At 70.4% G+C, this 13,468-nt stretch carries 12 protein-coding genes; 8 read left to right on the top strand and 4 right to left on the bottom strand.

Going from position 1 to position 13,468, the window contains the following annotated elements; translation table 11 throughout:
• Nucleotides 1-185 precede the first annotated feature (185 nt).
• Entirely contained in the window at nt 186-1,307 is a 1,122-nt protein-coding gene (locus ABZ826_RS24390; RefSeq protein WP_361452030.1) for an XdhC/CoxI family protein, read from the bottom strand.
• Between the two features lie 144 nt (nt 1,308-1,451).
• Nucleotides 1,452-1,751 carry a DUF1876 domain-containing protein gene (locus tag ABZ826_RS24385; RefSeq protein ID WP_361452027.1) on the bottom strand — a complete coding sequence of 100 codons (300 nt, stop codon included), beginning with the start codon at nt 1,749-1,751 and terminating at the stop codon, nt 1,452-1,454.
• 370 nt (nt 1,752-2,121) lie between these two features.
• Here ABZ826_RS24385 and ABZ826_RS24380 point away from each other — a divergent pair, with 370 nt between their 5' ends.
• The 3 genes from ABZ826_RS24380 to ABZ826_RS24370 all read left to right on the top strand — a co-directional run bounded on the left by ABZ826_RS24380 (nt 2,122) and on the right by ABZ826_RS24370 (nt 5,910).
• A complete protein-coding gene (locus ABZ826_RS24380; RefSeq protein WP_361452024.1) occupies nt 2,122-2,952 on the top strand; it encodes a PP2C family protein-serine/threonine phosphatase in 831 nt (276 codons plus the stop codon).
• 67 nt (nt 2,953-3,019) lie between these two features.
• Nucleotides 3,020-4,018, top strand: a complete 999-nt coding sequence (locus tag ABZ826_RS24375; protein ID WP_361452021.1) for an MASE1 domain-containing protein — start codon at nt 3,020-3,022, stop codon at nt 4,016-4,018.
• A 386-nt stretch (nt 4,019-4,404) separates the two neighbouring features.
• Nucleotides 4,405-5,910, top strand: coding sequence for an exopolysaccharide biosynthesis polyprenyl glycosylphosphotransferase (locus tag ABZ826_RS24370; RefSeq protein WP_361452018.1), 1,506 nt, complete (start codon nt 4,405-4,407; stop codon nt 5,908-5,910).
• A gap of 114 nt (nt 5,911-6,024) precedes the next feature.
• On the opposite strand, the gene ABZ826_RS24365 is transcribed toward ABZ826_RS24370, so the two are convergent.
• The gene (locus ABZ826_RS24365; RefSeq protein WP_361452015.1) at nt 6,025-7,008 is read right to left on the bottom strand and encodes a GDP-L-fucose synthase; all 984 of its coding nucleotides are present in this window, start codon (nt 7,006-7,008) and stop codon (nt 6,025-6,027) included.
• 116 nt (nt 7,009-7,124) lie between these two features.
• On the opposite strand from ABZ826_RS24365, the gene gmd reads away from it, so the two are divergent.
• The 5 genes from gmd to ABZ826_RS24340 are packed head-to-tail and all read left to right on the top strand — an operon-like array spanning nt 7,125 to nt 12,214.
• Nucleotides 7,125-8,138 (top strand): GDP-mannose 4,6-dehydratase, encoded by a 1,014-nt coding sequence (gene gmd / locus ABZ826_RS24360; RefSeq protein ID WP_361452012.1) that lies wholly within the window; start codon nt 7,125-7,127, stop codon nt 8,136-8,138.
• Nucleotides 8,135-8,446 carry a hypothetical protein gene (locus tag ABZ826_RS24355; protein ID WP_361452009.1) on the top strand — a complete coding sequence of 104 codons (312 nt, stop codon included), beginning with the start codon at nt 8,135-8,137 and terminating at the stop codon, nt 8,444-8,446. Before gmd ends, ABZ826_RS24355 begins: the two co-directional genes overlap by 4 nt.
• On the top strand, nt 8,443-10,704 hold the full coding sequence (locus tag ABZ826_RS24350) for a LamG domain-containing protein (protein ID WP_361452006.1): 2,262 nt from the start codon (nt 8,443-8,445) through the stop codon (nt 10,702-10,704). Before ABZ826_RS24355 ends, ABZ826_RS24350 begins: the two co-directional genes overlap by 4 nt.
• Nucleotides 10,701-11,390 (top strand): hypothetical protein, encoded by a 690-nt coding sequence (locus ABZ826_RS24345; protein WP_361452003.1) that lies wholly within the window; start codon nt 10,701-10,703, stop codon nt 11,388-11,390. The genes ABZ826_RS24350 and ABZ826_RS24345 overlap by 4 nt, the downstream gene beginning before the upstream one ends.
• A complete protein-coding gene (locus ABZ826_RS24340) occupies nt 11,387-12,214 on the top strand; it encodes a glycosyltransferase family 2 protein (RefSeq protein WP_361452000.1) in 828 nt (275 codons plus the stop codon). Before ABZ826_RS24345 ends, ABZ826_RS24340 begins: the two co-directional genes overlap by 4 nt.
• 1 nt (nt 12,215) lies before the next feature.
• On the opposite strand, the gene ABZ826_RS24335 is transcribed toward ABZ826_RS24340, so the two are convergent.
• Nucleotides 12,216-13,385 (bottom strand): glycosyltransferase, encoded by a 1,170-nt coding sequence (locus ABZ826_RS24335; protein ID WP_361451997.1) that lies wholly within the window; start codon nt 13,383-13,385, stop codon nt 12,216-12,218.
• Between the last annotated feature and the right edge of the window lie 83 nt (nt 13,386-13,468).

Genomic DNA, 13,468 nt, shown 5'->3' with positions numbered 1-13,468 from the left:
CACCGGGCCAGGCACCACGACGTCGGCAAGACCGTCAAACGCGCCGAATCGATCAAAGAACACCAAGCCCGCCCACGTTAAACGCCAAGCTGAGGCCCTCGCGGGCCGGCCCCGGCTGCGTCGCCGCTCCCCGGCCCGCGACGGAACGGCGCGGGAGCCGGGGAGAGCCTCCGCCCACACACAACTCACTCGGACGCACGGGTGTCGGGCGGTGGCCGGTGGATCGCCCCGGTCGTGTCGGTGAGCGGGCTCCCGGTGCCGCCCCAGCGCAGTGCGACGATTTCCGCCGCGATCGACACGGCCACCTCCTCGGGGGTGCGCGCGCCGAGGTCAAGGCCGATGGGCGAGCGCAGACGCGCCAGTTCCGCCTCGCCGAGACCGCACTCGCGCAGCCGGGCCAGCCGGTCCCGGTGGGTCCGGCGGCTGCCCATCACCCCGATGTACGCGGCCTGGGTACGCAGGGCCACCGCCAGGAGCGGGACGTCGAACTTCGGGTCGTGGGTGAGCACGCACATCACGGTCCGTCCGTCGGTCTCCGCACCGCGCACGTACCGGTGCGGCCAGTCGACGACCACCTCCACGCCCTCCGGGAACCGGCGGGGGTCGGCGAAGGCGGGGCGGGCGTCGCAGACGGTCACGCGGTAGCCGAGGAACGCGCCGATCCTGGCCACCGCCGCGGCGAAGTCGATCGCGCCGAAGACCAGCATCCGAGGCGGTGGCGCGAAGGACTGGAGGAACACCGTGACGTCGTCCTCACGCCGTTCGCCGTCCGGGCCGTAGTGCCGCAGGCCGGTGGCGCCCAGGGCGAGTTCCCCGCGCGCGTCGGCGGTGACGGCGGCGTCGAGGCCGCTCGCGCCGAGTGACCCCGAGACGGTGTCCGGCCCGACGGCGAGGGCGGCGCCGCGCGGGCCGGGTCCGTCGGTGACGGTGGCGACCACCACCGGGCGGTGCCCGGCGACCGACGCGGCGACCTCGCCGAAGGAGGTGTCGTACGTCGGCGTCACAGGACGTACCAGAAGTGTGATCGCGCCGCCGCAGCTGAGCCCGACGGCGAAGGCGTCCGCGTCGCTGTAGCCGAAGGTCCGCAGCTGGGCCCGGCCGGTCTCCACGACCTCCTTGGCCAGTTCGAAGACCGCGCCCTCGACACAGCCGCCGGAGACGCTGCCCACGACCTCGTCGTCCGGGCCGACGGCCATCGCGGCGCCGGGGCCGCGCGGCGCGCTCTGGCTGACGGCGACGACGGTGGCGAGCCCGAACGGCTTCCCGGCGGTGTACCAGCGACTGAGCACCGGGAGGATCTCACGCATGGGCCGCCTCCCCTCGTAGCGCTGCCGCTGCCCGCCCCGGGGCTTGCGGGCCCTGCCCGGCGGCAGGCGCGTCCGTGTGCCGGGGCACCGCCACCACGCCCCGGCGCTCTCGTCGGAATGCGGGCCCCATGCCTTCCCGCGGGTTCAGGCCGTGGTGTCGGACCATGCGTACGGCGGTGCGACGGGGCCGCTCGTGGGGCCGGCTCCGACCGATTCCAGTTCCTGGTCGGCGGCCTTCATCAGTTGTGCGGCGACATCCTTCATGGCGCGGCTCGCCGCGAGTTCGTCGCCGATGGCGGGAACGTCCACGTCCTGCGGGTTGCAGCGGGCGACCCCGTGTCCCACGAGCTTTTCGGAACCCGTGTCCAGCACCGCCTCGGCCCTGGTCGTGCCGTCGTCCTCGGACAGACCGACACGGACCGTCCACTCCAGCTTGCGCGTCATCGAGCACCTCCTGCGACCGCGCCCGGACTCGGTGCGCCGCCACGACGCGGTCCTGCCCTCAGGATCCACCCGGCCGGGCCCGTTCGCGCGTTCCGTCTCGTCCTGCGGGGATCTCATCGCCGAAATAGGATGCGGCAAGAGGAGCTCACACCATGGGAGTCCGATCAGCTCGCGGCGTCCGGTGCGTGCGATCGCAAGGCGCTGGAAGGTCCTCGGACGGGGTGCCCCCTGCTCGAACGAAGCTGAGAGCTTGGGGAAGGAGCTACCAGGGCGTTCCGGCCACGCAGCGAGCGTGCGTGCCAGGCGTCGCGAGCCGGGCGCCCATGGTGTGAGCTCCTCTCAGTCACTTCCACCGAGTGCGGAGCGGCCCATGAACCGGCGTCGTCCTCCCCGTGCGGCGAGCGCCGGCGAACTGCTCACCACTCTGCAACAGCTCACCTCACGGGCACGCCGTGAGGTGGAGCTGCATCAGGCACGGGTGGAGCTGGCCGAGGCGCTCCAGCGCGAGATGCTCCCTTCGGCGCTGCCCGCCCTCCCCGGGCTGCAGACCGCCGCCCGGTACATGCCGGCCCGCAGCGGACTGGACATCGGCGGCGACTGGTACGACGGGTTCGTGCTGCCGGACGGCGCACTGGCGCTCGCCATCGGGGACGTGCAGGGCCATGACGTCGAGGCAGCGGCCTTCATGGGGCAGATCCGCATCGCGATGCGGGCGATGGCCGCCACCGCCGCGGACCCCGGCGAGGTCGTGGGCCGGACCAACGATCTGCTGCTCTCGGTGAATTCCGGCCTCTTCGCGACCTGCACGTTCGTCCGTGTCGACCCGGTCACCCGGGAGCTCCACAGCGCCCGTGCCGGTCATGTCGCCGCCGTGTGGGCCACGGCCGACGGACAGTCCGGCTGCACCACCGACGAGGGCGGTCTGCCGCTGGGAATCCAGGCGGGTGAGCGCTATCCGGTCACCCGGCGCAGACTGACGGGCCCCGGAGCCTTCGTCCTGGTCACCGACGGGGTCGTCGAGGGGCCCTCGTTCCCGATCGACGAAGGCCTGGACGCGGTGACGCGGCTGGTGGTCTCCCGGGCCGCGGCCGACGCCGGTGAACTGGCCGACGCGGTGCTGCGCGCGGCGGAACGGACCGGGCACGTGGACGACGCGGCCGTGCTCGTCCTGCGCCACGGGGCCGGCCCCGGGCCGGGGTGAGGGCCGGCCCCCGGGCCGAGCGTGTCAAACAGCCGCCACCCGTCCGGGTAGGTGTCTGATGAGATATGTGATCCGCAGCGAAAGAACCAGACGTACGGCCTCGGCCGCACTGCGCATCCTGGCCGTCGCCGCTCTCTACTACCTGGCCGGAGGTCTCGGTCTGATCCGCGGGGTCTCCGTCCAGGGGGCGGTCGTCACCCCGTTGTGGCCGCCGACGGGCATCGCGCTGAGCGCCCTGTTCTACCTGGGCCCGCGCGTGTGGCCGGGTATCGCGCTGGGCTCCCTGTGCGTCATCTCCACGCTGGACGACTCGGTTTCGCTCCTCACCGCCGCCGTCGTGGCGGGCAACACGCTGGCCCCGGTCTGCTCGTACCTGATACTCCGCAGGGCCGGTTTCCGCTGGGAGCTGGACCGGCTGCGCGACGGTCTGATGCTGGTCTTCCTCGGTGCGCTGGGCGGCATGACCATCAGCGCGACCGTGGGCACGTGGATGCTGGTGCTGGACGACAATCTGCCATTGAGCGGGTTCTGGCCGGTGTGGACGGCCTGGTGGGCGGGGGACGCGATGGGCGTGCTCGTGGTCACTCCGCTGCTGCTCGTGATGCGCAGGGCGCGGATGCCACGGATCACCGACCGGTGGATCGAGGCGAGCGCGCTGGCGGCCGCCTCCGTCGCGGTGTCGCTGGTGGCCACCAGGAGCTCACTGACGATGATCTACCTGGTGTTTCCGCTGCTCATCTGGGCGGCCCTGCGATTCCAGCTGGCGGGGAGCGCGCCGTGCGCCTTCCTGGTGTCCGTCCTCGCGGTCGTGGCGGGAACGCAGGGCGTGGGCCCCTTCGAGGGCCACACCCTCCTTCATGTGATGGTCAATCTCGCGGTGCTCAACGGTTCCGTGGCGCTGACCGCGCTGCTGCTCGCCGCCGTCGTCACCGAACAGAGCAACATCCGCCGGAGAATCGAGCAGGCCTGCGAGGAGCTGGCCGATCTGGTGGACCGTCTGGCGCCGGGAAGGTCGGCTCCGACCGCCTGGCCGTCAGGGCCCGAGGACGAACCCGACGGCCTCTGACCGCGGCTCGTCGGGTGGCCGGAAGGCCGCGCGTAAGCCCGCCTGTCGCCGGGAACGGTCTTGCCGGGAGGTCGTCATGGTGCACATCCTGCGGGTCAAACCCGGCCATCAGCGCACATCATCCGAATCCAGCACTCTCCAAATGCGAACAGTCACGCACAGACCAAGAGATCCAGCACGGAACGGGACGAGTTCCGAGTCAGTGTGCATGTCTGAACTTCACTGGAACTCCAGCGAAATGGCACGTGTGTGGATATCGTGCACCGAGCGAGGGCGCATCCGTCAGTCCATGGGATCGGCGGATGCGCCCCGTTTGTGGCGATGCAACTGTGACTGGGGGGTCCATGGGGCATGTCGAGCTACCCGATTCGGACAGATCAGGACCTGTGGGACTGGCGGGGGCACCACGTCTGCGGTCTGTGTCGAATCGGCCTCGCAGCAAGGAACTTGACGATCCGTGGAGGGCGCCGACCGTACAGCGCGAACGTTCGGAGCCGACGGCGACGAAGAGCCGGACGGGCCGGTTGCTGCCCGCCGTCATCGGCGCCGAGCTTCTGGGCCTCGGAATTCCGGCATGGCTCGTCCTGCGGGCCGGGGGGCAGTCGCGGGCGGTGTTCGCCGCGGCCGTGGCAGCACTGGCCTGGTCCGGTGTGCGGGCCGCGCGCGGCCGGTACGCGGCCCGGCCTCCGGGCGGCCCGCCGGGGGTACTGAGCACGATCGGCGACTGGCTGCTGCTCATCGGCGTGCTCGCCGTGGCGCGGACCATGACCGGCGATTCGGTCGACCCCGCGACGGCGGTCGTGGCGCTGCTGCCCGGCCTGTTGATGGGCGTCGCCGCTTGGGGGGCAGGGCGGTTGCCATGGTCGGGGCGGCAACGACGGGCCGTCCGGCGGGTGTTGGTGGTCGGGGAGGCCACGGGGGTGGAACGAGCGGTGCGGCTGCTCGGTTCCCGCACGGATCACCCGTACACGGTGGTGGCCGCCGTACCGGTGGGAACCACACCGTTGCGGTGCGAGGTCCAGGTGCCGGGCCGGCTCGCACCGGCACCGGCCGACGACGACGCCTCGACCGTGCTGGGCGGGGCCTTCGCCCATGACGCGGACCTGGCTCTGGTGGTGCCCGGACCACAACTCTCCGAGGAGCGGCTTCGACAGCTCTTCTGGGGTCTGCACGACGGTGGGCTGCCGCTGTCCGTGCTGTCGGAACTCTCCGGCATCGCGGCCGGCCGGATACGACCGGCCGCCGCGGCCGGGCTGACCCTGCTGCATGTCGCTCCCCCACTGCGCCGAGGGCCGCAGGCGGCCCTGAAGGCCGTCGTGGACCGGGTCGGCGCCGCGCTCGGTCTGCTGGTTCTCGCGCCCTTGCTCCTCCTGATCGGGGCAGCGGTGCGGCTCGGTTCCGACGGACCGGCGTTCCACCGCCAGATCCGCCAGGGGCAGCACAACCGGCCGTTCACGATGTGGAAGTTCCGGACGATGGTGGTGGACGCCGAACGCCACAAGGAGCAGCTGATCACGGCGAACGAGAACGACGGTCCGATGTTCAAGATGCGCCACGACCCCCGGGTGACCGGAATCGGGCGCCTGTTGCGGCGGAGTTCGCTCGACGAGCTGCCGCAGCTGATCAATGTGCTCCGGGGCGACATGTCGCTGGTCGGTCCACGGCCTCCGCTGCCGGAGGAGGTGTCCCGCTACGACGAGCGCGAACTGCGACGACTCGCGGTGAGACCTGGGCTGACCGGCCTGTGGCAGGTCAGCGGACGCTCGGACCTTTCCTGGCAGGAGACCGTCTCACTGGACCTGTGGTATGTCGACAACTGGTCGGTAACCACGGACATGGGACTCATGGCTCGTACATTGCGCGCCGTCACCGACGGCCGCGGGGCGTACTGAGAACGGCGGCGGTCGATGCAAGGAGTACGAGACCACCGGCCGTACGGGGCCGGGAGGACGGGCGGCCGTCGCGTCGCGGCGGCCGGCCCGTGCCGGACGGCCCGTCGGGTCCGCTCAGACCTGCGCGGCCGCCTGCTCCAGCCACCAGGCGTACGTGCGAGCGATCCCGTCGCGCAGCGCGATCCGCGGTGCGAACCCGAGAGAGGTGAGAAGGGAGACGTCGAGCAGCTTGCGGGGGGTGCCGTCGGGCTTGGCGGCATCCCACTCGACGGCACCCCGATAACCCGTCACCTCACCGATGGTGCAGGCGAGTTCGCGGATGGTCAGATCCTCGCCGCAGCCGATGTTGACGGGGTCGTCACCGTCGTAGCGTTCCAGCAGCAGAAGGCACGCGGCGGCCAGGTCGTCGACGTGCAGGAATTCGCGGCGGGGGTTCCCGGAGCCCCAGAGCGTGACCGCGGGCGAGCCGTCGCGCCGCGCCTCGTGGAAGCGGCGGATCAGCGCGGGCAGTACGTGCGAGGTCTCCAGGTCGAAGTTGTCGCCCGGTCCGTAGAGGTTGGTGGGCATGGCGCTGATGTACGAGGCGCCGTACTGCCGGCGATAGGACCGGATCTGCACGATTCCGGCGATCTTGGCCAGTGCGTATGCCTCGTTGGTCGGTTCCAACGGGCCGGTGAGCAGGGCGCTTTCGGGGATCGGCTGGGGGGCGCGCTTGGGGTAGATGCAGGACGACCCGAGGAAGAGCAGCCGCTCGACCCCGGCGGCGTGCGCTCCGGCGACGACGCTGAGCTGGATGCGCAGGTTGTCCTCGAGGAACTGCACCGGATACGTGCTGTTGGCCATGATCCCGCCTACCTTGGCGGCGGCCAGCACCACGGCGTCGGGGCGGACCTCGCGGAGAAACGACCCGGTCCGCGTGGTGTCGCGCAGATCGAGGCGGTCGCGGTCGCGGGTGATCACCTCGTGCCCGGCGTCGGCGAGGAGGCGCACCACCGCCGAGCCGACCAGGCCGCGGTGGCCCGCGACGAATATGCGGGCGCCGGGTCGCAGGAGGGGGCGGACGGATTCCTGGGGAGGGCCGGGGAGATCAGTCGTCATGGCTCGGATTGTGCCAGCAGCCACCGACCTCGGTGATGTTTTACCGCAGATCACTCAATTGCCGATATTTCGGCGCGTACAAACAGCCTTTCAGGCGACCACAGGAGGGGGGAGTCATGGCGAAGACCGCACTCATCACCGGCGTGACCGGACAGGACGGTTCGTACCTGTCCGAGCTGCTGCTCGACAAGGGGTACACGGTCCATGGGCTGATACGCCGCTCGTCGAGCTTCAACACCGAGCGGATCGATCACATCTACCAGGGCCCGGAGGAAGAGAACAGATCCTTCGTCCTGCACCACGCCGACCTCGCCGACGGGGTCGCGCTGGTGAACCTGCTGCGTGACATCCGGCCCGACGAGGTCTACAACCTGGGTGCGCAGTCGCACGTCCGGGTCTCCTTCGACGCGCCGCTGTACACCGGCGACATCACGGGGCTCGGCACCATCCGGCTGCTGGAGGCCGTGCGGGCGAGCGGTAACGACACCCGTGTCTATCAGGCGTCGTCGTCGGAGATGTTCGGCGCGACCCCGCCGCCGCAGAACGAGAAGACCCCGTTCCATCCGCGCAGCCCGTACAGCGTCGCCAAGGTCTACTCGTACTGGGCGACCGTCAACTACCGTGAGGCGTACGGGATGTTCGCGGTCAACGGGATCCTCTTCAATCACGAGTCCCCGCGCCGCGGCGAGACCTTCGTGACCCGGAAGATCACGCGTGGGGTGGCCAGGATCAAGGCAGGCCTCCAGACCCACCTCCACCTCGGCAACCTCGACGCCGTGCGCGACTGGGGCTACGCCCCCGAGTACGTCGACGCGATGTGGCGGATGCTGCAGTGCGACAGTCCGGACGACTACGTGGTGGCCACCGGCGAGGGGGTCAGCGTCCGGCAGTTCCTGGAGTACGCCTTCGCCCACGCGGGGCTGGACTGGCAGGAGCACGTGCGCTACGACGCCAAGTACGAGCGTCCCAGCGAGGTCGACGCGCTGATCGGTGACGCCGCCAAGGCCGAGGAACTCCTCGGCTGGAAACCGGCGGTGAGGGCGCAGGAGCTCGCCAGGATCATGGTCGAGGCGGACATCCGACAGCTGTCTGACCAACTCGCCGGAGCGGCCGTACGGGTGGACCGATGAACCGTCCGGACGCCTTCCATCGCGGCACCGCCGTGCCGGTCACCGTCGCGTGGCCCGGTCCGGCGCTCCCCCACAGCACCCGGCCGGCGCACCCCACGACCGTGCCGGGGACCAACACGGACGCCTCCTCGGTCTCCTCCACCGGCCGGCCGGTGGATCCGAGCGCGTCCGCACCGGTCCGGACCCCGGTCCCGGACCACTCACTCGCCCTCGTCGGCGGCGGGACAAAGCGTCTTCGCCGTCGGCCGGACGAGGCAGGAACCGCGGCCTTCCGGCCGCAGCTCGTTCTCACCTTCGGAGCTGAATGATGAACGGAAGTACGGGGCGCAGACCCACCGGACACGGCCGGGCACGGGCCGCGGCCGCCGCGCTCTGCCTGCTCGCCGGAGCACTGACCGCGGCCACGTCCGGGGGCTCCCCGGCCGCGGCCCTCACCCCGCCGGTCTCACTGACCGCGGACGATCTCACCACCTGGCAGACCAACGGCATCGTCTGGTCGATGGCCGCGTCGGACGCCGGTGTCGTCTACACCGGCGGCACCTTCTCCACCGTCCGGCCGCCGGGCGCGGATGCCGGCACCTCCGAGCAGCCCGCGGTGAACTTCGCCGCGTTCGACGCCGCGACCGGCACACCGACCGGCTGCAGTCTGTCGTTCACGCTGTCGTCGGGAACGGCGACCGTACGGGCGCTCGCGCTCTCCCCGGACCAGAAGACCCTTTACGTCGGTGGGCAGTTCGGGGCGGTGAGCGGCGTCGGGGTGAGCAATATCGCCGCGATCGACACCGCGACCTGCACCCCGCGCCAGGACTTCAAGTTCTCCGTCTCCGCGACGGTGCGGGCGCTGGCCGTCACGGCGGACACCGTCTATCTGGGCGGTGACTTCAATACCGTGGCGGGGCAGACCCGGAACAAGTTCGCCGCGGTCACCACCGGCGCCGCGCTGAAGCCGTGGAAGGCCAATACCGACGAGGTGGGCCGGGCCCTGGAGCTGACACCCGACGGCAAGCACGTGCTGCTCGGCGGCGACTTCTTCACCGTCAACGGCACCACGTCGCACGCGCTGGCCGTCGTGGACGCCACCACCGGGGCCGTCGTCAAGAGCTACCCGGCGGGATTCATTCCGAACACCTCCACGGTGCAGGACCTGGCCACGGACGCCACCGGCTTCTACACCGCCAACGAGGGCACCGGAGGTGGTGTCTTCGACGGCCGGATCGCGCTGAATCTGAGCAACTTCGAGCAGCGTTGGCGGGACACCTGCCTGGGTGCCACACAGGCCGTCCTGGTGCACAACGGTGTTCTGTACAGCGGGAGTCACGCGCACGACTGCTCCAGCATGGGCGAGTTCCCGGACCAGCCTCGCAAGCACCTGCTGGCCCAGTCGGTCGACGATCCGAAACTGCTCCCGTGGTTCCCGGACACCAATGACGGCATCGGGGAGCCGGTCGGGCCGCGGGTGATGGCGCAGACCGACAAGGGCGGCCACCACTACCTGTGGGTGGGCGGCGAGTTCACCACCGTCAACGGCGCGCGGCAGCAGGGCCTGACGCGGTTCGCCGACGGTCCGGACACCGGGGCGCCCTGGGTGCCGAACGTCAGCCTGTCCACGGTCGCCCCGGGCAAGGTGGAGGTCAACTGGCAGACGAGCTTCGACGCCGACGACGGGGAACTCACCTACCGGATCTACAAGGACGGTGCGAGCACCCCGGTGTACACCACGACCGGATACTCGCTGTTCTGGGACCGGCCGCAGCTGAGGTGGACCGATACGGACGTGGCCGCGGGCGAGACCCACTCGTACCGGATCAGCGCGAGCGACGGCACCAACACCAGCGCCAAGTCGCCCGCTCTCTCCGCCACCGTGGCGTCCACCGCCGAGAAGTACCCCGCCAAGGTGCTGGCCGACGGCGCGTCGCTGTACTGGCGGTACGACGAAGGCACATCGACCTTCGCGGCCGACACCGGCGGCGGACGGGACAACGGATTCCTGCGCAACTCCCCCGCCTACCGGCAGACCCCGGCGGCGGTCGCGGGTCCTTCGACCGCGATCGGCTTCAACGGAACGAACCAGTACGCCTACAGCAACAAGCTTCACCCACAGCCCACCAGATTCTCCGTCGAGACCTGGATCAGAACGACGACCACCAAGGGGGGGAAGATCATCGGCTTCGGCAATGTGACCATGCAGAACAGCACCAAGTACGACAAACATGTGTACATGCGCGACGACGGGCAGTTGGTCTTCGGCGTGTACAGCGGCGGCACCAGGACCATCACCACTCCCGCCGCCTACAACAACGGCGCCTGGCACCATGTCGTCGCCACCCAGGGCACCGGCGGCATGGCCCTGTACGTCGACGGGCAGCTGCGCGCCTCCAGCGCCCTGTACACCACCAACGAGGACTACAGCGGCTACTGGCGGGTCGGCGGTGACAACCTGAACAACTGGCCGAGCCGACCGACGAGCAACTTCTTCGCGGGGCAGGTCGACGAGACCGCCGTCTACCCGACCGCGCTGAGCAGCTCGCAGGTCAGTGCCCACTACGCCCTGAGGACGGGTGGATGAGGCATCCGTTCCGGGCCGGTGCCGCCGTCGTCGTACTGACGGCGGCCCTGGCCGCCTGTGGCTCGTCCTCCGAGGGGCACGAGGAGGCGAACGGCGCCGGGCCCCTGTCCGGCCGCACCCCCGTCACCGCTCCCTCGGCCGGCCCCGGGGCCACCGCGTCCAGTGGCCCCCCGGCACGGCGCACGAGCGAACCGCCCAGACTGCCCACCGGTGAACTCACGCCGGCCACCGGCACGTTCACCAAGAAGCAGAAGGAGTACCTCGTCGACCGGGTTCCCCAGGGGATGGATCCGGCGGCGGTGCTCCAGACCGGTCAGGAGACCTGCGACAGGCTGACGTTCCTCGTGAAGGTCGACCGGGACACTGCGGTCGCCGCGATCGTGACGGGCGAGATCGCCGACGCGGAGCCCGCCGTCGCACACCTCTGCTCCCGCCACGGCGACCTGGTGCGGGATGCCTCACGGGGGTACGCCGACGGCATGTACGAGGGCGAGCGCATCCGGCCGGGCCGCTACCACGACGTCACTCCCACCGAGAGCTGCACCTGGCAGATCACCGGGGCGCACGGCAGGACCCTGGCGTCGGGCTCCTCCGGGAAGCGGACCGGGATCACCGTCCCGAAGGCGGCCCGTGCCTTCACCTCCACAGGCTGCTACGCCTGGCTGCCGGAAGGAGACCGTGGATGAGCAAGCTGCCGATAGCCGTGGCGATCCCCACGAAGAACGAGGGGCTCAACATCGCCGAGGCGGTCACATCGGTGCTCGGCCACTTCGAGGCGGTGGTCGTCGTCGACTCGCACAGTACGGACGACACGGCGAAGATCGCCGAGGAGTGCGGGGCCGAGGTGATCACGTACACCTGGGACGGCGGTCATCCGCGCAAGAAGCAGTGGTGCCTGGACCATGTCCGCACGGACCTGGACTGGATCCTGCTGCTCGACGGGGACGAGCGGCTCAGTCCCGGTCTGCTGGCCGAACTTCGGCAGATCTTCGCCGATCCCGGGGCGCCGAGACCGGCGGCGTACGACATACCGCTGGGCTACTGGTTCTCCGGGAAGCGGCTGCGGCACGGCTACACCATCCGCAAGCGGTCACTGACCGACCGCACCCGCTGTCGCTACCCGGAGGTGGGTGATCTGGAGGCGCCGGGCATCGGCGAGGTCGAAGGCCACTACCAGCCGGTCGCCGAGTCGGTCGGCTCGCTCCGCCATCCGATCGAGCATCAGGACCTCGACCCGGTCACCGCCTGGTTCGAGCGGCACAACCGGTACTCGGACTGGGAGGCATGGCTGGAACATCATCCGGAGGTCAAGGAGCAGGTGCGCAGGGTGAAGTCCCGCCAGGGACAGCTGTTCCACAAGGCGCCCTTCAAGCCCCTGGTGTCGTTCGCGTACATGTACGTGTACCGGCGGGGATTCCTCGACGGGCGGGCGGGGCTCGACTTCGCCCTGGCGATGAGCTTCTACCGCTGGCAGATCGCGCTCAAGTCCCGTGAGGGAAAGGCCGTGTGACTCAGGCCGGCCTGCGGCCCCGCCGGCGGACCACGTCCTCGTAGGTCCGCCGGAGGGTCCGGGTCACGACGTCGATGGTGAAGTGCTCATTGACCAGGTCCCAGGCGGCTTTGCCGGCCCGTGCGTTGACCTCGGGTTCGAGGAGCTCCAGCACCGCACGGGCGACCTTGAGGGCATTCTCCCCGTCCTCGCCGACCCGGCTGTCGATCACCCGGCCCGCCCCGGCCCGCGCCACATCGGGGCCGAGACCACAGGTGCGGGTGATGACGACGGGCGTTCCGACGGACATCGCCTCCAGGACGGAGACGCCGAGGGGCTCCTCGATCGACGGCAGTACGTACACATCGGCCCGTCGTCCCGCTGCCAGCACCTCTTCGTGGCCGAGCGGACCCACCTGGTCGAGTGACTCCATCACCCCGAGTCCGCGGGCGAGTTCGAGCGTGGCGGACAGCGCTCCGGTGTCGGGTCCGGCCAGCACGAACCGGGCGTCCGGGTGCTCGGCCAGGACCGACGGCATCGCGGCGACGAAGTCCTCCGGACGCTTGCGCTCCTGGATCCGGGCCAGGAAGAGGACGGTCGGTGGCCGCCCCGGCGTACGGACGGGCCGCGGCTCCTGCGGCTTCACCCCGTTGACCAGCCGTACGGTGCGGGTCAACGGAACCGGCGCGGCGACGGCGTTCACATCGAGCCGTTCCGTTTCGGTGAGATGCAGTACGGCGTCGGCCTCGCGCAGCACCTTGCGTACCCCGAGCAGATCGGTCAGCTGCGCGACCCGCTTCTCGGTCGGGTCCACCATGCCGTGCGTCTGGACGACCAGCGGTGTGCCGGAGGCCAGCGCGAGCAGTGCGACGGGGAGCGTCACCAGGTCACGCATCAGATGGACATGGACGAGATCGGCGCCGCGCATCATGCGGCGGGCGGCGAGCAGCAGCGCGCCGGAGGTGATTCCGCTGACCTCGAACACGGGCAGCACGTGCAGGGCCGGGAAGAGATGGACGGGTACTCCCTCGACCTCGCGCGGCAGCGGCCCTTCGAAGCCGTCGCCCAGTGCCATGATGCGGGCGTCGTCGCCTCCGGCCCGCTGGACCTTCGACAGGTTGAGCGCCACCCTGGTCGGGCCGCCGAACGCGTGATCCGGGGTGTGCAATGTGACGACGTGCAGGATCTTCACCAGGTTCCCCTCAACCTCGGCCGATCTTTTACAGACTAGTGCCGCGACCGGCAATGTTTGCCCGGAAGGAGCGTCGTCCAGTG

The organism is Streptomyces sp. NPDC047515, assembly GCF_040643055.1.
GTDB lineage: Bacteria > Actinomycetota > Actinomycetes > Streptomycetales > Streptomycetaceae > Streptomyces.
The sequence above is the reverse complement of the archived record's forward strand: the minus strand, read 5'-3'. Positions and strand labels throughout refer to the sequence as shown.

Excerpts from the sequence above, each read along its gene's own strand:
- ABZ826_RS24390 (WP_361452030.1), bottom strand. The coding sequence starts at position 1,307 with ATGCGTGAGATCCTCCCGGTGCTCAGTCGCTGGTACACCGCCGGGAAG.
- ABZ826_RS24385 (WP_361452027.1), bottom strand. The coding sequence starts at position 1,751 with ATGACGCGCAAGCTGGAGTGGACGGTCCGTGTCGGTCTGTCCGAGGAC.
- ABZ826_RS24380 (WP_361452024.1), top strand. The coding sequence starts at position 2,122 with ATGAACCGGCGTCGTCCTCCCCGTGCGGCGAGCGCCGGCGAACTGCTC.
- ABZ826_RS24365 (WP_361452015.1), bottom strand. The coding sequence starts at position 7,008 with ATGACGACTGATCTCCCCGGCCCTCCCCAGGAATCCGTCCGCCCCCTC.
- gmd (WP_361452012.1), top strand. The coding sequence starts at position 7,125 with ATGGCGAAGACCGCACTCATCACCGGCGTGACCGGACAGGACGGTTCG.
- ABZ826_RS24355 (WP_361452009.1), top strand. The coding sequence starts at position 8,135 with ATGAACCGTCCGGACGCCTTCCATCGCGGCACCGCCGTGCCGGTCACC.
- ABZ826_RS24350 (WP_361452006.1), top strand. The coding sequence starts at position 8,443 with ATGATGAACGGAAGTACGGGGCGCAGACCCACCGGACACGGCCGGGCA.
- ABZ826_RS24345 (WP_361452003.1), top strand. The coding sequence starts at position 10,701 with ATGAGGCATCCGTTCCGGGCCGGTGCCGCCGTCGTCGTACTGACGGCG.
- ABZ826_RS24340 (WP_361452000.1), top strand. The coding sequence starts at position 11,387 with ATGAGCAAGCTGCCGATAGCCGTGGCGATCCCCACGAAGAACGAGGGG.